At 60.6% G+C, this 20691-nt stretch carries 18 protein-coding genes and 3 pseudogenes; 9 read left to right on the forward strand and 12 right to left on the reverse strand.

Annotated features, from left to right (window positions below; genetic code table 11):
• From LSI54_RS12715 to LSI54_RS12720, 3 genes and pseudogenes are all read right to left on the reverse strand, one after another.
• Positions 1 to 230 (reverse strand): annotated as a pseudogene (locus tag LSI54_RS12715) (iron ABC transporter substrate-binding protein); the annotation flags it as partial.
• A gap of 355 nt (positions 231 to 585) precedes the next feature.
• Positions 586 to 1482, reverse strand: coding sequence for a GTP-binding protein (locus LSI54_RS13305; RefSeq protein ID WP_446740435.1), 897 nt, complete (start codon positions 1480 to 1482; stop codon positions 586 to 588).
• Between the two features lie 174 nt (positions 1483 to 1656).
• Positions 1657 to 3159 carry a S8 family serine peptidase gene (locus LSI54_RS12720; RefSeq protein ID WP_241478547.1) on the reverse strand — a complete coding sequence of 501 codons (1503 nt, stop codon included), beginning with the start codon at positions 3157 to 3159 and terminating at the stop codon, positions 1657 to 1659.
• 673 nt (positions 3160 to 3832) lie between these two features.
• Between LSI54_RS12720 and LSI54_RS12725 the strand changes: the two are divergent.
• A pseudogene (locus LSI54_RS12725) lies at positions 3833 to 5102 on the forward strand (IS3 family transposase).
• Between the two features lie 121 nt (positions 5103 to 5223).
• A complete protein-coding gene (locus tag LSI54_RS12730) occupies positions 5224 to 6000 on the forward strand; it encodes a universal stress protein (RefSeq protein ID WP_241464766.1) in 777 nt (258 codons plus the stop codon).
• Between the two features lie 12 nt (positions 6001 to 6012).
• Here the strand turns inward: LSI54_RS12730 and LSI54_RS13310 are convergent, their stop codons facing one another.
• From LSI54_RS13310 to LSI54_RS12750, 5 genes are all read right to left on the reverse strand, one after another.
• Positions 6013 to 6183, reverse strand: a complete 171-nt coding sequence (locus tag LSI54_RS13310; protein WP_370644398.1) for a hypothetical protein — start codon at positions 6181 to 6183, stop codon at positions 6013 to 6015.
• A gap of 30 nt (positions 6184 to 6213) precedes the next feature.
• Positions 6214 to 6534, reverse strand: a complete 321-nt coding sequence (locus LSI54_RS13315; protein ID WP_370644411.1) for an IS110 family transposase — start codon at positions 6532 to 6534, stop codon at positions 6214 to 6216.
• 308 nt (positions 6535 to 6842) lie between these two features.
• Positions 6843 to 7040, reverse strand: a complete 198-nt coding sequence (locus LSI54_RS12740) for a hypothetical protein (RefSeq protein ID WP_241464765.1) — start codon at positions 7038 to 7040, stop codon at positions 6843 to 6845.
• Positions 7041 to 7170: 130 nt separating this feature from the next.
• Complete coding sequence (locus tag LSI54_RS12745; protein ID WP_241478548.1) at positions 7171 to 8694, reverse strand: SulP family inorganic anion transporter; 1524 nt, start codon at positions 8692 to 8694, stop codon at positions 7171 to 7173.
• A 171-nt stretch (positions 8695 to 8865) separates the two neighbouring features.
• Positions 8866 to 9246 (reverse strand): MerR family transcriptional regulator, encoded by a 381-nt coding sequence (locus tag LSI54_RS12750; protein ID WP_241470457.1) that lies wholly within the window; start codon positions 9244 to 9246, stop codon positions 8866 to 8868.
• Positions 9247 to 9452: 206 nt separating this feature from the next.
• On the opposite strand from LSI54_RS12750, the gene LSI54_RS12755 reads away from it, so the two are divergent.
• From LSI54_RS12755 to LSI54_RS12775, 5 genes are all read left to right on the forward strand, one after another.
• Positions 9453 to 10718 carry an MFS transporter gene (locus tag LSI54_RS12755; RefSeq protein ID WP_241478549.1) on the forward strand — a complete coding sequence of 422 codons (1266 nt, stop codon included), beginning with the start codon at positions 9453 to 9455 and terminating at the stop codon, positions 10716 to 10718.
• Between the two features lie 492 nt (positions 10719 to 11210).
• Positions 11211 to 12515 (forward strand): ABC transporter substrate-binding protein, encoded by a 1305-nt coding sequence (locus tag LSI54_RS12760; protein ID WP_241478550.1) that lies wholly within the window; start codon positions 11211 to 11213, stop codon positions 12513 to 12515.
• Positions 12516 to 12613: 98 nt separating this feature from the next.
• Positions 12614 to 13528 carry a carbohydrate ABC transporter permease gene (locus tag LSI54_RS12765; RefSeq protein ID WP_241478551.1) on the forward strand — a complete coding sequence of 305 codons (915 nt, stop codon included), beginning with the start codon at positions 12614 to 12616 and terminating at the stop codon, positions 13526 to 13528.
• Complete coding sequence (locus LSI54_RS12770) at positions 13521 to 14447, forward strand: carbohydrate ABC transporter permease (protein ID WP_241478552.1); 927 nt, start codon at positions 13521 to 13523, stop codon at positions 14445 to 14447. The genes LSI54_RS12765 and LSI54_RS12770 overlap by 8 nt, the downstream gene beginning before the upstream one ends.
• 361 nt (positions 14448 to 14808) lie before the next feature.
• Positions 14809 to 15534, forward strand: a complete 726-nt coding sequence (locus LSI54_RS12775) for a nucleoside/nucleotide kinase family protein (RefSeq protein ID WP_241478553.1) — start codon at positions 14809 to 14811, stop codon at positions 15532 to 15534.
• 466 nt (positions 15535 to 16000) lie between these two features.
• Here the strand turns inward: LSI54_RS12775 and LSI54_RS12780 are convergent, their stop codons facing one another.
• Positions 16001 to 16924: a hypothetical protein gene (locus LSI54_RS12780; protein WP_241478554.1), complete on the reverse strand. Its 924-nt coding sequence runs from the start codon at positions 16922 to 16924 to the stop codon at positions 16001 to 16003.
• A 792-nt stretch (positions 16925 to 17716) separates the two neighbouring features.
• Here LSI54_RS12780 and LSI54_RS12785 point away from each other — a divergent pair.
• Positions 17717 to 18724 carry a LacI family DNA-binding transcriptional regulator gene (locus tag LSI54_RS12785; protein WP_241478555.1) on the forward strand — a complete coding sequence of 336 codons (1008 nt, stop codon included), beginning with the start codon at positions 17717 to 17719 and terminating at the stop codon, positions 18722 to 18724.
• A 283-nt stretch (positions 18725 to 19007) separates the two neighbouring features.
• Here LSI54_RS12785 and LSI54_RS12790 read toward each other — a convergent pair whose 3' ends face one another.
• Positions 19008 to 19382 carry a hypothetical protein gene (locus tag LSI54_RS12790; protein ID WP_241478556.1) on the reverse strand — a complete coding sequence of 125 codons (375 nt, stop codon included), beginning with the start codon at positions 19380 to 19382 and terminating at the stop codon, positions 19008 to 19010.
• Between the two features lie 348 nt (positions 19383 to 19730).
• Positions 19731 to 19910, reverse strand: coding sequence for a hypothetical protein (locus LSI54_RS12795; protein ID WP_241478557.1), 180 nt, complete (start codon positions 19908 to 19910; stop codon positions 19731 to 19733).
• A 251-nt stretch (positions 19911 to 20161) separates the two neighbouring features.
• Here LSI54_RS12795 and LSI54_RS12800 point away from each other — a divergent pair, with 251 nt between their 5' ends.
• The gene (locus LSI54_RS12800; RefSeq protein ID WP_241478558.1) at positions 20162 to 20425 is read left to right on the forward strand and encodes a hypothetical protein; all 264 of its coding nucleotides are present in this window, start codon (positions 20162 to 20164) and stop codon (positions 20423 to 20425) included.
• A gap of 2 nt (positions 20426 to 20427) precedes the next feature.
• On the opposite strand, the pseudogene LSI54_RS12805 reads toward LSI54_RS12800, so the two are convergent.
• Positions 20428 to 20691 (reverse strand): annotated as a pseudogene (locus LSI54_RS12805) (IS3-like element ISPfr13 family transposase); the annotation flags it as partial.

Here is a 20691-nt window from a genome sequence, read left to right on the forward strand (position 1 = left end):
AGCTCGGCGGTGTCGCCGTAGCGCACCTCGACCTCGATGCCGGTCTCTTCCGAGAAGGTGTCGATGAGCGGCTGGATCAGTTCCTCGTTGCGCCCGGAATAGAGCACCAGGCTCTCCTGCTCGGCGGAGGTCTCGTCACCGTTCGACGCCGGCTCAGTGGTATCGCCACAGGAGGTCGCGGTCAGGGCGACAAGTGCGCCCAGGGTGACCGCCATAGAGGTTCTGCGCATGAGTAGTGTTCCTTCGAATCTGAGTGGAAGGCTCTCGGACGTGAGGCCTGATTGGACAGCTATGAGGCTACCTTAAGATACGCAAGGAGAGTGTGTGTTAATTGAGTAAGGATCGATTAAGACACAACACCATCGTGCGGCAGGCAGGGGTTCCAGGCCGGCCTTCCGTCCCCAGGGATTAGGTCACCGGACGAGCAGTTGCGCTGTACGGCCCGCGAAGCATCGCCGGCTCAGCGGATCTGGAGTTGATCACGAATCCGGGAGTCTCCGCCGCGGGGGATGCTGGCGCCGAGGGGATGCCGCTTACTTTGGCAGCTGTGATGGAGGTAAAATTCGCGGCATCGAACATCCTTAGTCAGAGAATGGAGGCCCATGGCCCGACGTTCTTCAGCCAAATCCTTGGCCCGGCTCCCCGAAGCAGGATTCGACATTCTGGGACCGGCGCCATCCAGAGTTCACCGCGCAGACGAGCGCAACCTGGAGCGAGAGAGTGCAATGCGTGGCGAAAGCGCTGAGGGTGCAGCGGTCGGTGAAGATGGTGCACAACCGTGGTGAACGCTGAATCGGGGGTGGATGGAGCCCGGTTTAGTCCATTTCGAGGGCTATGCCCGGCCCTATTTTTCAAATGCTGAGTACGCGCTTCGATGTCTGTTCCTCGGTCAGTGATGCGCGCGTGCGGGGCGAGCTCCTGGACCAGCTGGACACCACGGGCTCGTTCGAATGGAGTGATCGGAACCAGCTCGGGGTCCGCCAACAGCACGGTCTCGGTGAAGGCCAGTTCTTCCATGAGGAACTCCCCAGGGGTCCTCTCATCTTGAGGCAGGACCAGATAACCGGACTCAAAGAGCGTGTGAGGGTCCCAGACCTGGTCTTCCACCGAGCCCGGGGCGCACGCCAGCACCACGGCGTTAAGCATCACAGAACGTCGGGGGAGGTCGGCTAGTGCCTGCACCAGGGCGGCTGCCGGAAGCGTGGGGGGTAGGGCCAGGATGAGATGCTCCACGCCGTGCTCTCGTGCATTCTGGATAGCGGGAGCGATCTCCAGGCGGACCGCGCAACTGGGGCAAGGGTGCTCTAGCACGGTCTCTGCGCGCTGGACGGAGGAATCCGGCCCGACCGTTCGTCGCCCCAAGACGTTGTCCTCCATTAAATCGTGGAGCATCAAGGTCGCCGTCGGATAGGCGCTGGAGAGCATGTCACAGGCTCGTTGGCGACACAGGGCATCTAGGGAGCTGAGGATGGTGAGACGCATGCCGGCCACTTTACATGAGAACTATTCGCAACAGTGGGTGCTGAAAACCCAACCGTAGGTCAGGTCACGAGGCCAACTAAACCATCAGCAGACCCTTCTTATTGGTGTCAAGCTGCGGTTATTGATCTACCGTCGGCCACAGGTGGGAGGGGGTGGTATCGGTCCGGAGCTGGTTCAGCGCAGGGCGGTGATGGTGTTAGATGGGGCGGACTCGGGGCTACTGCCGAGTTCGTTGGTGGTCACGATGGTGAACGTGTGCTTCTTTCTCGGCTTCAACCCGGTGACTTCGGCAGTAGTGGCGGAGGCAGGCAGGGACCCGCTGAAGATCCGCTTGCCGTCGGAGTAGACATGGATGGTCTGGCCGGTTAGTGGTGATCCGCCATCGTGGCCGTGGGTCCAGGTTACGGTGGCGGATTTGCTGCCAGCGGTGGCCTTCACATTGGTTGGAGCCGAGGGTGCTGTCGCGGTGGAGGGCTCCGTGGTCACGGGCTCGGTGGCGGTTCTCGGTGTCACGTGGAGCAGGCGGTTCGGTGTGCCGGGGGAAGTGCCGGTCACGAGGTCGGTGGTCGCGCCGTCATTGATCGCCGTGGCCACCTGAGCCGGGGTGTGGTCGGGGTTCTGGGCCAGCACCAGGGCGGCGGCTCCGGCGATGTGTGGGGCGGCCATGGAGGTTCCGGAGAGGGTGGCGGTCGAGGTGGTGGAGGTGTGGCCGGCCGAGGGGATCCCCACGCCGGGGCCGTAGAGGTCCACGCAGGAGCCGTGGTTGGAGAAGGAGGCTTGCCGATCGGTCTGGTCGGTGGCGGCGACGGTGAGCGCGTCGGGCAGGCGAGCTGGTGAACTGCCGCAGGCGTCGGTGGCGGAGTTGCCGGCCGCAACCGCGGCGCTCACTCCGTCGTCGATGACGCCCTGGAGTGCAGCGTCGACCGTGGAGTTGGCGCCTCCGCCCAGGCTGAGGTTCACCACTGCGGGGTCGCCTGTTGTGTGGTCGATAGCGACCCAGTCGAGTCCGGCCACGACGTCGGACATGTACCCGGCGCCGTTGCAGTCCAGCACGCGCACGGGGACGACGGTGGCGGCCTTGGCAATCCCATAGGTGGTGCCGGCGATCGAGCCGGCCACGTGAGTGCCGTGCCCGTTGCAGTCACCGGTCCCGCGACCGTCGTTGACCGCGGTCCACCCGGCTGTGACCCTGCCGCTGAAGTCGTTGTGGGAGGCGTGGACGCCGGTGTCCACGACGTAGGCGCTGACTCCGGCGCCGCTGGCCGGGGCGGTGTAGGTGCCGGACAGTGGCAGGGCGCGTTGGTCGACGCGATCCAGGCCCCACGGCGCTGATTGTTGGGTTTCGGAGACGCTTACGGGGAGGTCCGGCTCGACGACTTTCACCCGCGGCGACCGGGCGAGGGCGGCGGCTTGGGCCGGGGTGGTCGTGACGACGGCTGCGCGCACCGCGGTGGTGAACGTGCGTCCCACGGTATTGCCCTTGGCACGTAACTCCCGGGTCTCGGCGGCGACATCGGTGCCGGGGGTGTACTGGACAAGGTAGCGGGCGGTCTCTCGGTCGGACCAGGGCTGGCTGCTTGACCCGGAAGGGGTGGTGGACGCCGCCGCCGGGGCGGCCGTGGTCAGAGCCAAGGCGGAGATCAGGGCGAGCGAAAATACGCGATTCTTGAAGCGCACGAGAAGACCTTCCGAGAAGAGACCAGCTGTCCCGTTGCCTGCTCTCGAGATTTCATTTCCCATAACAGCCAAGAAATGAGGGAGAGGGAAGAAAGAAGACCTGGTGCCACCAATGAGGGAAGATGACCGCACCGTCACTGAGGTCGAAATCACCGTACCATCCAACATTTGCTCCTGGGAAGGAAACCTGCGTCTCCCCCTGAGAAAGCACCTGTAGCACTGAATCCTGCTATGACGTGGGCTTTTCGGCGGATTGCCGTGTGGTGCGTAAGGAAGTCCGGGCGAATCCCGCGACGGTGTTACGCCCCCAGGGCACCGCATGGACAGTTGATGCACCGTTGGACTGTCACGGTGACTGGTGCTGGAGAACATCACCGTAGCCAGACGCCAGTGCAAGGGGTCTGCTGAGGGTTCGATTGACTCTCTGACTGCTAAGAAGCAGAGATGATAGTTCCATGCCGAAGGTCTGTTCCGAGGAGTTCAATGAACCACCATGTGGTTTTTTCTGGGACGCTCTATAGACCGTCCCAGGGCGGTTCACTTCAGGCCAGTCATGACGCTTAGTGTTGCAGACAAGGGGCCTTCACCGTGCTTTTAATTGAGCGGGGTATACGGGCGATCTGAAGCGTCCCAGGTTTGATGCCGCATCTTTTTAAGCCGAAAGGATGTAGCCATGCCTCGTCGAATCGATCTCGCTCCGAAGGAGCGCGCCGTCCGATTGGTCCTCGGTCACCAGTCCGAGTACTCCTCCCGCACCGCCGCAGTAGAGGTCATCTCGAAGCAGGTCGGTGTCAGCCGAGACACCCTCCGGCGATGGGTGCGTCAGCACCAGATCGACCACGGCACCCGCGAAGGCGTCAGCATCGATGAGAACGCCGAGCTCAAGCAGCTGCGCATGGAGAACCGTCGGCTGAAAGAGACCAATGAGATCCTGCGCAGGGCCTCAATCTTCTTCGCGGGGGAACTCGACCCCCGCAGCCGCTGATCCTGGCGTTCATCGAGGAACTAAGAGGCCAAGGCTTCGCTGTCGAGTCGATCTGTAAGATCCTCTCTGCCGAGGGTCTGAAGATCGGAGCGAGGACCTATTGGGCGTGGGTGCGGGCGAACCAGCTCGTCGCTTCTCGCACGGTCACGGATGCATCGGTGGAGGACAACATTCGGGGACTGGCCTTCACGAGCGACCGCCGCGGCAGCACCAAGCTCGCTCCGGAGGGACTCTCCGGCCGGCGGAAGATGACTGCGCTGACCCGCCGCAGCATCCCGGGGCGCAGTAGACCGGGCCATGCGCAGCCTGGGGCTGGCCGGTGTGCGCGAAAGGCAAGGGCGTTCGCACCACGATCCGGGCCAAGGATGGGGTCCGCGCCGCGGACTTGCTGAATCGGGACTTCACCGCTGATGCGCCGAATCGTGTCTGGGTCGCGGACTTCACTTATGTGCGCACCTGGGCGGGGTGGTCCTATGTGGCGTTCATCGTCGATGTCTTCGCCCAGCAGATCATCGGTTGGAACGCGGCGACCACCAGAGAGACCGAGCTGGTGGATATCCCGCTGCGTATGGCGATCTGGCAGCGGGATCGCGAGGCCCACCCGGTGGAGCCGGGTCAGCTGATCAGTCACTCGGACGCCGGTTCTCAGTACACCTCGGTGCGCTTCACCGCGCATCTTCAGATCAAGGGCATCCGCCCCTCGATCGGCACCGTCGGTGAGGCCTATGGCAACAGCCTCATGGAGTCCATCATCGAGCTGTTCAAGACCGAGTGCATCCGCACCGATGTCTTCCACGAGGGCCCCTCCCGGCAGCTGGCAGACGTCGAGTTCGCCACCGCTGGCTGGGTCGATTGATGGAACAACCGTCGCCTCCACGGGACGCGGGGAAACCTGGCCCCGGTAGAGTACGAGCGCGCTTACTACGCAGCTAATGTGAGTGAGCCGCAGCCGGTTTAACAGCGGCAGAGAACCTGGGACGCTTCAGAACTCTTTAGAGTAAGTCTTCCAGCGGGAATCAGGCCTGTTGGAGCGTTCTCACTGAATCCTTGCAACATTCACGTTCTGTTAGGGTTGGGCCATGATGACACCAGAAGGAGCAATTGTCCTCGGCTATGGCGGATCAGAACACAGCAAAATCGCTCTGACCTGGGCCGACAATATTGCCGCTGAACTTTCTCGCCCTCTGCAGGTGATTGTCTCAGCATTGCATGTGCGGGGAGCGGCTGATGTGCCTCAGCACCTCCGGGCGGGTCATGTCACCGACGAGTTGAACCAGCTACTGGCTGATGCAAAGGCGGCACAGACTTCAGTCACGAATGTGCTCAATTCTCCGGGCGAGGCCCTCGTGCGTGAAAGTAAGCATGCGTATCTCACTGTGCTCGGTGCGCGAACGCATGGCCCGCTTCAGAGCATGGTGTATGGGTCTGTGAGCCAGCACGTGACTCGTCAGGCCACCGGGCCGGTCGTGGTGGTTCGTGAGCCGTATGCTCCCCGCGCTGGTCTCATCGTGGTTGGGATAGACGGCTCCGAGCCGAGCAAACATGCGTTGGAGTTCGCCATGCGGCATGCCCGAGATACCGGTGGGCGTATCCTTGCAATGCATGTGCACAAGCACGATGGCCACACAGATGGAAAAGTTGATCAGGTGATCGCCGAGGCGCGGCTCAATGGTGTTCCTTTGGAGATCGAGCATGTTCGGGGCGTTGCTTCCGAGAAACTCGCTGAGGCAAGCCGCGAGGCCGATCTTCTCGTCACCGGCACTCGGGGACGCAGTCCTCTCAGCACGCTCTTCCTGGGATCAGTGACCCAGGAAGTTCTCCAGCATTCGCAGTGTCCCGTCGCCGTAGTTCGGTGACGCGCTTCTCCCTCAGCGGGGCAAAAGCACAATCTGCTGAACGGTGATTTCGTCCTGCTCGGATATCTGAAGGGGATTCGGTTTCTCGCAGGCATCAAGTCCGAGGTCATTGCCACGCATCAGGGCGTTGAGCGCGTTGACCGAGCGAGTGCGATCCTTGCTCATGGATTCCCGGGCGGTCACTAGGATCTGGACACCTTGGCGGATACCGTCTCACAACCGAGGACGACGCAGCTCCTTGACCAGCAACGGCCTTGCAGCCGCGGCAATTCGGAACGTGTGCATGGCATCGGATTTACCGACTCCGCGTCGATTCTTGGCATTCATCCGAGGTGCCTCTGCGACCGGGTAGCCATGGGCAGCGACGATGCCTGTGAGGATCGCCCCGTAGGAGGCCGCGCCTTCGATCACCCAGAGGGTGTCGGCGTCGGCTGCGGTGTGACGGCTGACCCAGCTGATGGCACGCACGATCCCCTCCGCAGAGGTGGGGAACGATCTGGTTTCCAGTGGCGTTCCGGTATGCGCTGCGAGGATTGAGTAGACGTGGTCCGAGCGTGGGTGTCAACACCCACGATGTACGGGTGTGAATGAGCGACGATAGACATGGCAATCACGGACCTTTCCGCAGTGGGCTGAGTTCAGCGGCGGCCATCGGCCATTGCCAGTCTGGGAAGGGTCGCAGAGTGGCAGCACTGTGATGAGTCACGCTCGACCAGGAGCTGACAATCTTCTCATTTAGCTACCGACGCGGGCCAGGCGGGTGCCGTCCGACCCCCCTGATGAACGGACAAGTCTTCTAGAAGACACACGCCGGTCAGCTAACGGGTGAGTCAGCTTTCCGCTTAGTTGGCAGACTCTTCCTCGTTCTCGATGTCTTCTACGTCTTCGTCTGCTGGGCCGGTGTCGCTTTCGAGGACCGGTGGCGTGCTCTCGACCTGTTCCTCAGGTTCCGCCTCGTCGGCTGGGCCGGACTGGGCATCGCAGCCGGTGAGAGTCAGCAAAGCTATGGTCGCCAGCGCAGTGATCGTCTTCGTCTTCATGAGTCCTCTTCTTCTCGGGGCAAGCATCGCCTGGCAGGCCGCGTAGAAGCCCCGCGCATGCCAGTCACGGCACGCACGAGGCTTCCGCGCAGTCCATTCACGGGGGAATTCACCAACAGGTGCCCTGTGATCAGTGACCGGCGCCGAGCTTGCCGGCCATCCGCTCGTGCAGCGCAGCGCTTGCGGTGTTGAGGCCGACGATCTCGACCCGCTTGCCGTACTTGGAGTACTTCTCGGTGATCGCATCCAGAGACGCCACCGTGGAGGCGTCCCAGACATGGGAGCCATACATGTCGATCACGATGTGGTCGGGATCCTCGGCATATTCGAACTGGGTGTAGAGGTCGTTGGAGGAGGCGAAGAACAGCTCACCGATGACCTCGTACTTGGCGATCTCCTCACCGAAGTGCTGCTCGATCCTGCGCTCCACCGCGGCCAGGTGAGCCACCCGGCGGGCGAAGAGCACCATCGCGGTGAGCACCCCCAGACCCACACCGATGGCCAGGTTGTGCGTCCACACGGTGGCGATCACGGTGACCAGCATCACCGCGGTCTCGGACTTGGGCATCATCTTCAGGGTCGAAGGCTTGATGCTGTGCCAGTCGAAGGTCGCGACCGAGACGAAGATCATCACCGCGACGAGAGCGGCCATCGGGATCATCGCGACGATGTCGCCCAGGGCAACCGCCAGGAAGAGAACGAAGATGCCGGCCATGAAGGTGGAGATCCGGGTGCGGGCCCCGGAGGCCTTCACGTTGATCATGGTCTGACCGACCATTGCGCAGCCGCCCATGCCGCCGAAGAAGCCGGTGATGATGTTCGCCGCGCCCTGGCCCCAGGATTCGCGGACCTTGCCCGAGCGGGTGTCGGTGACGTCGTCGACCAGCTTCGCGGTCATCAGTGATTCCAACAGTCCGACCGCGGCCATGCCCAGGGCGTAGGGGGCGATGATCTGGAAGGTCTCGATGGTGAGCGGGACGTTGGGGATGAACAGCTCGGGGATGGACTGGGGCAGCTCGCCCTTGTCACCCACGGTGGGCACGTTCAGCGCGAAGACGACGCCGAGGACGGTGATCAGCACGATGGCCACCAGCGGCGGCGGCACGATGCTGGTGATCCGGGGCAGCAGGTAGATGACGACCAGGCCCAGGGCGACCAGTGGGTAGACCAGCCAGGGGACCCCGATGAGGTCGGGGAACTGGGAGGTGAAGATCAGGATGGCCAGGGCGTTGACGAAGCCGACCATGACCGAGCGGGGGATGAAGCGCATGACCTTGGCAACACCGGTGACCCCCAGGACTACTTGAAAGACGCCGGCGAGGATGACCGCGGCGATGAAGTAGTCGAGCCCGTGGCTCGCGACCAGCGGGGCGATCACCAGCGCGGTGGCCGCGGTGGCGGCCGAGATCATTGCGGGGCGTCCACCGAGGAAGGCGATCGATACCGCCATGGTGAAGGAGGCGAAGAGCCCGATGCGTGGGTCGACGCCGGCGATGATCGAGAAGGCGATGGCCTCGGGGATCAGCGCCAGCGCCACGACGAGCCCGGCGAGGATCTCGGTCTTGAGCAGGCGCGGGGACTTCAGCGTGCGAAGAACGGACTGGCGTTCCTCGGGGGTGATCTCAGCATGTGGCGCGACAGTGGAGGCGGCCATGAATCTCCGTTCGGCGTTGTGGGCACGGGAGTGCCGGGGTTCAAGGTCTGCGAGTGTGCGCGCTACGGTGCGAGCTGAAAGAATAAGGAGTCCGAACGGTTCATGGTCGCGCGGCCTGCGCCAACTCTACTCTTACGTAAGGGTAGAGTTACAAGATCTGTGACGAAAGTCTCAGTTAGTGAGCTTGCTCTCGAGGTCCTCGACGATGTGTTCCGCCTGGGCCAGGTAGGCGGCGAGTTTCCGGCGTTCCTCGGTCACACGGTGCAGCGCTGCCTCTGCAGCGTCGCGCTGATCAGGGGTGAGGGATTCCAGGTCCAGGAGTCCGACGACCTCGGAGATCTCCTCGAGGCTGAACCCGAGGGGCTTGAGGTAATTGATGCGCTGGAGCCGCGCCAGGTCGGCTTCGGTGTAGACCCGGAATCCGCCCTCGGTGCGGCTGGTCGCTGGCAGCAGCCCGATATCGCCGTAGTGGCGGATGGTCCTCAGGGAGAGTCCGGTGCGTTCAGCGAGCTCGCCAATATGCATCTGGGTATCGGTCAGATTCTCCGACATGTGACCTCCCTGCATCGTGGCCCACCACTTTAGCAACGCCGCCCTGTAGCTCCGTTGTGGCTCCGTTATGGTTTCGGGCTGGGTTGGGTCATGAGTGTGGCCACACCGCGCCACTGACGCCGGACTGGGGCGCGACTTACTCTCACCTTACGGTAGGTTCCTCACACGGGGGCCGTTGCGTGGGGAAACTTCAAGAGGGGTGTCGGTTGAGCAAAGCACACGTGGGGTCGTCGTGGCAGGTGGTGGCCGCGGCTGCGCTGGCGACCATCATGAGCGCCCCGGGCCAGACGGCCGCGATCGCGGTGTTCACCGAGCCGCTGATTGCGGATCTGGGGATCACTCGCAATGCGCTCTCGACCAGTTACATGATCGCGACTCTGCTGGGCGCCTGCGCGATGCCATTGATCGGCCGGGCCCTGGATCGCTACGGGGTGGGCCCGGTGATGATCGTCATCGGGTTCGTCTTCGGCGGGGTGTTGATGCTGCTGAGTCTGGTGACCAGCCTGTGGGGGCTGACCCTGGGGTTCATAGGGATGCGCATGGCAGGTCAAGGCGCACTGGGATTGGCCGCGTCGACCGCGGTGGCTGTGCATGTGACCCGCCGGCGAGGCCTGGCACTGGGAGTGACGACCGCTGTGGGCTCGGCCGGTATCGCGATGTCCCCGGTGTTGCTGGAGTGGATGATCCGACACTTAGGCACCTCCACCGTGTGGATGATCGAGGGGCTCGCCGTGTGGGCCGTCGTGCTGCCACTGGGGTGGTTCTTTCTCCACCGCCAGCGAAACGCCACACGGTCCGCTGGTGAAACGGTGCGGGAACCCGAGGTGAGGCGGGGCAAGACCCCGGAACCTTCGGGCACGCCTGTCGAGCTTGGTCAGGCGCATCAGTGGACGGTGAGAGAGGCGCTGCACACACCGATCTTCTGGATCATCACCGCGGGGGTCGCCGCCTCAGGGATGTTGGGTACGGGATTGAATTTTCATCAGATTGCTGCGTTGGGGGAGCGAGGTCTTACTGCCACCGAGGCGGCCGCGAACTTCATCCCGCAGGCGATTGCGATGTTGATCGTCACGATCGGTGTGGGCGGTCTGGCTGATCGTGTTCGTCCGAAGTTTGCTGTGATGTTCTCCATGATGCTCCTCGCAGGGTCCTTGGGATTGCTCAATGTGGTCCAGGATGCATGGACGGCGGTGGGTTTCGGTGCGCTTCTCGGGGCGTCGGGAGGCGCTGTGCGTACGGTGGAAGCGGCTGCGTTCACTCGTTATTTCGGCACAGTGCATATAGGTGCGATCCGCGGAATCGTTACGACGATTTCGGTCGGGTCTACGGCTTTCGGCCCGGTGGTGCTGTCTCTGGGATACGGGGTGTTCGGGTCTTACGGCGTAGCTGCTGCGGTGCTGGCAACTGTCCCAGTGGCGGTCGGGTTCGCAGCCTTATTCGCGGGTGAACCCCAACGGCACACCGAGCAGTAGCCGTCTTTAGCCTCCAGAGGCACCCGCCCGCGGCGGGCGTGCTGAAAAATACGGGTGACTGATGCGACATGGAGCCCGTGCAGCCGAGTGGGACGGGTGAGCACCCTGGAGCGAAAAATCCCCTAACGACGAGACAACGTTGTCTCAGTGTGTATAGTGTCCTACATCACACAACCCGTGAGGGAGAGTTACGGCACATCGAATCCGGTGTGGGCAAATCTTGATGATTGGCTCTCCGCTGTCTAGTTGTCGTACGAATCATGTATGTCGCTCAGGCTTGCGCTGCGGAAATTCGTGCGAATCTTGTCAATTAGTTTGTCCAACGGAATTAACTCGCACTCAAGAAGATCTGGTGACGTTCGGACTCGAAGCCCCAGCACGACCCACCGCTCTTTCGGAGGTCGACAGGAGAATCAGGCTTGCTCGTGGGGTCGAGGGATAGTCGAACTGCACGGTGTCTCAAACCGTCAACATTCACGAAATGAGAATCAAATGGCTGATACAAGAAGTCGGAACCGCAGTCGCGGCACTAAAACCGTCGCGGTTCTTGGACTAGCAACCCTGGGTCTGGTCACAGGGTGCTCCGGCTCGTCTGATGCCGGCCCTTCCGATGAGAACGTAGAGCTCACGATGTGGTTCGGGCGTGAGGACTTCATTCCTGATGATGCGTTCGACGCTTTTCATGAGGAGTACCCAAACATCGAGGTAACGGCCGACGTAATCCCTCTGGAAGAGGCTACATCGACGTTCATGAGGCAGTACGACGCTGGTTCGGCCCCGGACCTCTTCCAGATCGAATATGAATACGCGGGGTTACTTGCTCGCCGAGACATGCTCCTCGATCTCGCGGACATTCAGACGACCTGGGAAGAAGAAGACCCTGAACTCTACGACAATATGATTGATGCTGGCTGGGAGATGGGGACCTGGGACGACACCGTGTACGGGCTGGCGCTGCACCTGGGACCGTACCTTCATACTTATCGAACCGACGTTCTGGAGGAAGCAGGCGCGGAGGTCCCCACCACGTGGGAAGAGGTCCTCGAGGCGAGTAGGGCGATCGTTGAGGAAACCGATTCCTACGGATGGGGAACAAACGGTTCCCGTGAAAACAAGCCGGCATGGGAAATCTCAATCTTCGCTCAAATGGGTGGACAGTGGGAAGACAATGTCATGCAGATCGATTCGGAGGCCGGCCACTATTGGCTGAGCTTCTACCAGACCCTAATCAGTGAGGGACTGGCCCACCCGGACACTATTGCTTGGAACAGTGGAGATATGCGGGCGGCATTCATGGATGGTTCCTCCGCTCAGGTGATGGAAGCACTGAATGTCTATCCTGAGTTTCAGACCGTCATCGAGAATGGTTCCGAGTGGGACGTCAGTGTTAGTCCCATCGCACGTGAAGGTGCCGAGGAAGAATCCCGATACGTCGGGAACGGATGGCCGTACTACGTAAATTCCCAGACAGAGCATCCCTACGAGGCGGGACTTGTTCTCCGTTACTTGGCTGATTTCGACCAGTCCCTGTCTGTTGCGACGCGTTATCAGCCAACGGCCAACATCGAAGTAATGGAAAGTGACGAGTACCTCGAGGCCAATCCATACGCTGAGGAGCTGCTCAGCACCTGGTCCGAAGTGGAACAGGCTCCCGCGCATCTCATGCAGGCGCAAATGAACGAAGTCATTCGCGACGCCGTGCAGTGGGCGCTGGCCAACCCGGATGGTGACGTCGCCGAAGCCGCCCAAGGGTTCCAGGAAGAACTCGACAGCCTAGCTGCTGAGGTTTCCGAGTAATTTCCTACAGGCAGGTAACCGTCTGACGGGTACGTCAGTGCCCGTCAGACGGTTCTACCCGCTCGATATCGCGTCGATGCAGAAGTAGAAGAGGAAATATGGCCACCACCACACTAGAGCGCGATCGGACCAGAAGCGCGGCCGTCCGCCGCGCAGGTCGACGCAAAAAGCTCACACCGTTCCTATTTATAGGCCCCGCAATTGGACTCATCGTTGCAGTGCTGGCGTATCCAGTCATGTACGGTATCCAGTTGTCTCTGTTTGAGACTAACGTCATTGGAGAAACGACGTTTATAGGCCTGGGACAATATTTCAAGCTATTTGCGGACCCTGCGTTCCAGGGGGCGCTTGTTCGCTCTCTCGTCTTGGTTGCTTCATCAGTCATTATCGGCATGGTATTTTCCATGACCTTCGCGCAGATCCTCCATAAAATCACGTTCGGCGGAAAAGTATTCCGAACGATCGTTCTAATTCCGTTCCTGGTTTCCGGAATTGCCGCCGCCGTGATGTGGAGGTTCCTGTTCGCTCCCACAGGTGGAGTTGTAGGCCTTGTCTTCGACTTCTTCGGCGCAGACGCAATCAGTTGGCTCGGTGACCCGACAAGAGCAATGATCGTGCTCATCCTCGCCAATGTGTGGTTCATCAGTCCCTTCTCGACACTGATCATCTATGCCGGTCTCAAGACCGTCGATCCGAACCTCTATGACGCTGCAGCCATCGACGGTGCGGGCGGATGGGATACCTACCGATTCATCACCGTTGCTGCACTAGGTCCGCAACTTATGCTTTCACTGATGTGGCTGAGCTTTGCGAGCTTCAACATGTTTGACCTCATCATCCCCATGACTGGTGGAGGGCCTGGTCGCTCGACTGAAGTACTGGCGCTTCTTCTCTATCAACTCGGATTTGAACAACTTGACTTCAATGCAGCGGCCGCAGTCATGGTCGTTCTACTCGGGCTCAATATTGGTTTGAGCGCTGCCTATCTGAAACTGGTGCCCCGCGATGAATAATCAGAAAGTGATAGTTAAAGAGCCTGCAAGTTCCCGAACGAGTCCTGACCGGGAGGCGCCGCCCAAGACGCGAGAGTACAAGACCTCGATCATCCCGTCCTGGGTTCGAAAGCGAATCATATGGATCCCGCTGGCATTCGCGATCGTATGGTCCGCAGTGCCGATTGCATGGGCGCTGTTGGCTTCATTTAAGCCAGCCAGCGAGATCAATCAGACACAATCCACGATCCTTCCGCAGGACCCTACGTTTGCCAGCTACATATCGGTACTGAGTGACGGCAGTTTCTGGATGTTTACGGGAAACAGTCTGATCGTGTCAGTCACGTCTACGGTTCTTGCCGTCGCCGTGTCGTCGGTGGCAGCCTATGGTTTCGCCCGGTACGCATTCAAGTGGCGCCATACTTTGTTGCTGTTTATCCTGATTCCCCGTCTCGTTCCTCGAGTCAGTTTGATTGTTCCTCTCTATGAGATGCTGACCGCCACTGGTTTGCTCAACACGTATGCCGCGCTGATCATCATCTATGCAGGAACGGCTATCCCTCTTGCTACGTGGATCATGATGGGCTTCGTTCAGGCTGTCCCGAGGGAGATCGACGAGGCTGGAAAGATTGATGGCGCAAGTACGTGGCAAACTTTCACCAAACTTGTGTTGCCTCTCACGATCCCGGGACTGCTGACGATCACGGTGCTCTCCTTCCGAGAGGCGTGGAACGAGTTCCCGTTCGTACTTGCCCTCACCACGGGGCCGGAATTGAGAACCCTCCCCTACGGGCTCTACATGGCGCTAGACTCCACAGGAATCCAGGATTGGTCGTATATCCAGGCATTCACAATGCTGAGCATCATACCGATCATCCTGCTCTATATTCGGTTTGAGAAACATGTCGTAGCCGGGTTGTCTCAAGGCGCGGTGAAGTGAGAGTGGTCCGAATGTGACTCCCTACGAGTGCCGCTACCGCGTATGGGGATGGGTATCGGGTCGTCCTTCAATCATGAAAATGAAGACGGCCCGATGCCCATCCTTATCGAGTGCTTACGACATGGAGTAGTTGTTGTGCGCGGTGCCGTCCTGAAGCTCAGCATTTCCATTGCACCCCCCCCTGAGGAACACTTGTGAGGTCGAGGTTGCGGTGCGACAGGCCTATATTTGCGTGCCGGAAGCCTTGAGTTGAGGTGGGCCAGATGACTCAGTCGGCTCTAGCCGTGGCCTGTCGGATGACGTGGTGCCGCGAGAATGGTCGCCTGTGACAAGTGTTCGTTCCGATGTTTGGAGTTCGTTTATGTCGCACACAGATCCTCACGATAATCCCACAGGGCCTCCTTCAGCTTCGACTGCGACGGGAGCGTTTACTGTCACTGACGTAGATAAGCTTGCCGAACGGGTTCTAGCGCTCATACCTCAACAAGGGCGCATACTCGTGGGCATCGCGGGCAGCCCCGGTGCCGGCAAAACCACGTGCGCCATAGCGGTGGCCGCGAGAATAGCTGAGTTGCTCGGCAGCGCGGAGACGGCTGTGCACTTGCCAATGGACGGGTACCACCTGGCCAATGCCACTCTTGACCGTCTCGGCCGGCGCCACCGTAAGGGCGCGATCGACACCTTTGATGGCTGGGGGTTCGTTGCGCTGCTTCGCCGCCTGCTGTGCGAACCAGGAAACATCGTCTACGCACCAAGCTTCCGCCGCGATGTCGACGAGGGCATCGCCGCAGAGATCGCCGTGTCGCCTGATACGCGTGTGGTCATTGTGGAAGGAAATTACCTGCTCGCCGAGGCCGAGCCGTGGGCGCAAATTAATGAGCTTCTCACCGAGTCCTGGTTCTGCCAGACAAGGGAACAAGAGCGCTTCAATCGCTTAGTCAAGCGGCATGAGCGCTATGGAAGGAGCCGCGAAGACGCCCGCGCCTGGGCACAGTCTGTTGACGGCTTGAACGCCCAGTTGGTCGAAGCCACGCGCTCTCGCGCGACCCTCATCATCAGTGGCTCCTCCGATGGAGAGAATGCGTAGCGCCGAGCATCTGAGATCCGACGACGTGCAGTGAATGTCGAGAACACGCTGTGTCTTGTAGCTATCGAAGCGTGGCCGTCGCTAGGGAGTGCCACCCGCGATCCGGGAGTCAGCGACGACAACATCGATGCATAGCCGCGTCTTGCGTAAGCGAATGAGAATGATCCTCGGACGCAGCACTATGGAGAAGAGCGAGCTGGACTCGATGAAGAGCAGATCCCCGAGTTCGAGGCGCCGAAAGTTTTCGCGAGGCCTCCCGGCCGACCTTACCTCTCGACCGTCTGGGCCTGAGAGCCGAGCGGCTGTGACGCCCATCGGGCCACTCGCTAAGTCCAAGACCCGATGGTATGAACTCCCGGTGGTCAGTCAGTTCTTGCCATCTCCCATGGCCTGGCCCTAGGCGTGCAGTTCGGTTGAGTAAGTCCATCGAGGAGCGCGCTTGGAGGCCTGGGTGCGGTAGACCGGTTCAGAGCCTGAGCGCAGCCTCCTCGGCGGCCTGTGCGACACCGTGCCACTCTCGTCGGAGTTCATCGTTGCCGGGGCCAAAGTGCTTCAGCACGACAAGATCCTCGTTCGGAGAACTGTTGACCACGGCGACGCCTCCGGAAGCCGCTTCGGCGGTGACGAAGAATTCATCGTGGCTGAGCTGCCCAAAGCGAATCTGGTGGGCCGTCGCAAGATGCTGTCCGTTGATGCTGCCGCGACCCGCGATCGTGATTAAACCGTAAGCATCATCCTCCGTGATCGTGACTGCTGTACCCGGACCCACAGTGAGCTCTTTAGCGCTAAACGAATCCGAACGGTAAGCGATCCATCGTTCTCGGTACCCGCTGCCTGCGCCGGCAGCCTGCGCGGAGACCGAGGTTTCGATGGGAGGAGTGAACCTGCGTGTGAAGAACAAGGGATCCTGGTTCAAGTCCCAGTCAATGAGGTCCAGGATGAACTCGATGTCCCCCTGCCTGCCCTCCGGCACGTCCTTCCACATCAATTCATTAGGTACTTCCCGGTGATTGGACCAGGATTCGGCCATGGCGAACACGTCCGAGGCCGACTGAGGTTCGTAAGTGCATACGCTGGCGGGCGCGTGGAGGAGTCCCGCCGGGACGTCCCACCCGGTTCCCAGGGACACACGATAGGCGCGTGCGAGTTCGGTGATCTGATTGTCCCCGCCCTCTTGGAAGCGTCGGAGGCGCTGCGCCAATTGTTTCCTGGTGACTTCGGGATGCAGACCAAAGAATGTGTACGGGAATTCACCGAGGTGATCATTCATTTGCGTAGGAAAAAAATAGGCTTCAGGCTTTGATCGCTTACCCACTAGTTCGGCATGTTCCTGCCGGTGATGCAGGTGAAAGGGAAGTGGGGCGGCGTTGTCGAAGAACTTCGAATACATCGGCCACCCGTGGTATTCATCCCAGAGTCGTTGCCCTACTCCAGTCGCACCGAGGTGGTCTACCAAGGTGTCAAGCGGGATCAACTCGGATCCACCGTCTGCACCAACGGCCACGACAAGACTCAGGCCTTCGTGCTCACCTGTTTCGGGACCGTTGTCTGCCCGGACAGTCGAAGAGAGCCAACGTTCGTCGATCCCCCCACGGTCCTTGCCGAAAGGGAAATAGTCCGCCGGATGGAGTCGAAGTCGGCGCCCCGGCGTGCAGAACGAGCGCGGAACCCAGGCTGGAGCCAATCGGAAAATACCTTCCGAGTACTCGTGGGTACGTTCAACGGCAGAGGCCAAGACCGTGACTGAGCTTCGGTAGACTGATAATTCAGGACTCACTGCAATGCACCCTCGATTCCTCCGTGTATACACGCAACTGACTGCATCTTTTTTCCCTGTATCGATTCTTGAAAAGCGCATCGTGGGCGCGCGAGGCCGGGAGTAACAGGTTTAGAGTCCATGGACGTCTCCGGTAGCCTCCGGTTCCTGATTATATACGCCTCTATGTGCTGCCGATCATAGTCCTGAGTGCGTGCGTAGTGCTTGGCCTGGAGACTTTGGGTACTCCTGGGCACTGAAGTTGCGAAAAACAGCGCCGACACCGATTGGTCTGGGGGCTGCACGCTTGCTACTTCTGGGCGCCTGGTGTCTGGACCCTAAGTTAACGAGTTGTGGAGGCCGAATCGCAGGTAGCCTAGTGGCGTAGACAACGTTGTCTCAGGCCTTAAAACCATGAGGAGCACGATGAAACGCAAGTCAACTGACCGACGCCCCACCATGGCAGACGTTGCGCGCGGTGCAGGCGTCAGTATCAAGACGGTTTCCCGCGTCATCAACGATGTGCCGACCGTTGACGAGTCTCTCGCGAAGCGTGTGCGAACCGTGGCGAAGGACTTGGGGTTTCGATCGAACATGGCCGCCTCAGCGCTTAGATCAGGTGCACCGACCGCTACTATCGGGCTTTTGATCAAAGATCTTAGCAACGAGTTCTACGCCAATATCGCTTCTGCTGTCGCCGAAGTTGCACGTGAGCACGGCACACAGTTAATCACGGCTCACTCTGGCGAGAATGCTGATGACGAGATGGAAGCGATACTCGATCTTTGTGCCAGGCGGGTGGATGGACTCCTTATCGTCCCCACGGGGGGCAATCACTCGCGTCTGAAATCAGAGATCGAACTTGGTATTCCTATGGTTTTTCTTGACCGCAGGCCCACTGGACTTGACGCAGACGTTGTTATCCTGGATAACGTTGCAGGCGCTCGGAATGGAGTGGAACAGCTTATAGAGCAAGGCAATTCACGCATTGCCATTCTTTTAGACACGTTGAATATGCCAACCATGCGGCAACGCCTCGACGGGGCGCGTTCAGCCTTCTCGGCGCGTGGACTCCCGCTAGACGACTCTCTGATCAAGTTGAATATTGCCACCCCGCAACAAGCGGAGGAAGAGACTGAAAGGCTCCTGGAGTCACAAAATCCACCGACTGCTTTCTTCTGCGGAAATAACCGGTCGGCGATCGGGACGATGAGAGCGTTGTGGAAGCGGCAGGAGAACCAGCAGTTGCTCGCGTTCGATGATTTTTTTCTATCTGAGTTCATGCCGCGATCACTAAGCGTCGTGCGTTACGATAATCGCGCTCTCGGGTCCATTGGTGCAGACCTTCTGTTCAGGAGGATCTCGGGGGAGTCGTTCCCGTCAAAGACGATAGTGCTTCCCACTGAAATAGTGAGACGGGGTATCTCCTGTTAGGGAGGCCCGGGAGTGAGATCCACGCCTATCCTCGCCTCAGAGTGGCTCGAGGTTTGGGGCCAGGGAGACAATCCTCGGATCCGCCTTTTGAACCACCCTGGGAGGGTCCTATAGAGCGTCAGGAACCCCCAGGTCGGTTCTGAGGTCGTTGTAGACCTATCTTGCGATTCCGGATCTACTCGGTGATGAACTCCCGTAAGTGAAGCGAACAGCCTCCCAAAGCACGGATAAGCCCCAGCACCAATTCGGTGCTGAGGCTTGTGACTGTGTCGGCGTTGAAGCGTCACTGCTGCGGATACTGGCCTGAACCTCCGTACTGTCCCGGGTCGCAGTATTCCTCAGACTCTTCGGGCTCCACGTCGTGCTGTGGCGCAGGGGTCGCCGCGCCCTTGGCGCGTGTCCGACGTTTCTCTGCAGCGTCCTCGAAGCGACGCCGGGCCTTGGCGTCCACCTGGGCGTAGAGGTCCGGGTGGTCTTCGCTGAGCACCGCTATCATGATCTCTCTGATCCGGGAGTTCTCGGTCTCCTGCCGACGCTTGAGCTCCGCGATCTTCGCGTCGGCGTCCTCTTTTGTCACCTGAATCTCTGCGTCGATGTGCGAGATGCCCGCGTTCAGCTTCTCGTTGATCCGCTCGTTGCGAGTCTTCTTCTTCGCCATGGGGGAGGGCAACGTACGTACGTTGCTTGCAGCGTGGGCTGCAGCGCGCGCACGTTGCTTGCTTGCAGCGTGGAGCGCGACGTACGTACGTTGCACTCCACCAGAAGACGGGCTTCCCCCTCACCAGGGGGCTCAGGCGTGGGTGGCGGCACGCGTACATGGGTACCGAAGAGCGCGCGTGACGGCGGGCATACGGTCATAGGCCGCAGTACGCACCGAGGCGCCCCGCTGGGAGGCGAGACCTCAGCACGAGCCGCCCGCCAGCGTCAGTCTCTCAACACCGAACGCCCGGCTTGCACCGAGGCGAGCAGCCGGTCGCGGTCGACAGTCATCGGGTGTTGACCGCGGTTAGTCGCGGAAGAGCTGATGGGCCCGCTGCCTAGTGATGTTGAGGATCTTGCCGATGTCAGTGAAGCTGGCGCCCTTGGCGCGAGCCGCGCGGACCACCTCCGCGCGCGCTGGTTCGAGGTCGTGGTAGATGCTCTCGATGTCCCACAGCGCCTCCAGGGGATCTTCCGCCACATCCATGTTCACCTCCATGCTCCGGGCGTACAGGGCGATCCGCTCAGCACGCCGAGAAAGCGGGACGTGGTGCCGGGTGGTCGGTGTTGAGTCTGGTGAAGTCGTCATACTGTCAATAGGATTTGACACTCGGCGCACTGTCAATGCAGGACGCACCACTGAGTCGCAGGCAGATGGTCGAGGACCCTCGTGAGCCTGCAGACCGAGCACTAGAACTCGTTGACTGATTTGCCCGGTCGCAACGGAAGGTGCGGGACATGGTTGAGACGGGACACAAGGACTCCGCCCAAGAGAAGCTCGACCTCCTGAACCAAGACCCGCAGACCCGACTGCTCACCGCGGGTGAGATGGCTGAGTGCGTCGATAAGGCCCGCAACTGGCCCTCGGAAGCAGCTCGCAAGGGACGACTGATCTCCACCAGCCACGCTGAGGAGACCTGCTACCCCGCCTTCCAGATCGACCCGGTGCATCGAGAGCCCTGGGGCTGGGTCTCGACCATGGCACGGATCCTGTACAACTAGGCCCACCCCGCCCAGGTGCGCACGTAGGTGAAGTCCGCGACCCAGACACGATTCGGCGCATCAGCGGTGAAGTCCCGATTCAGCAAGTCTCCGGCACGGACCCCATCCTTGGCCCGGATCGTGGTGCGAATGCCCTTGCCTCGGCGCACACCGGCCAGCCCCAGGCTGCGCATGGCCCGGTCTACTGCGCCCCGGGAGGCACCCGGGATCCTGCGGCGGGTCAGCGCAGTCATCTTCCGCCGGCCGTAGAGTCCCTCCGGAGCGAG

The sequence above is a fragment of the Nesterenkonia sp. AY15 genome (assembly GCF_022565855.1).
Taxonomy (GTDB): domain Bacteria; phylum Actinomycetota; class Actinomycetes; order Actinomycetales; family Micrococcaceae; genus Nesterenkonia.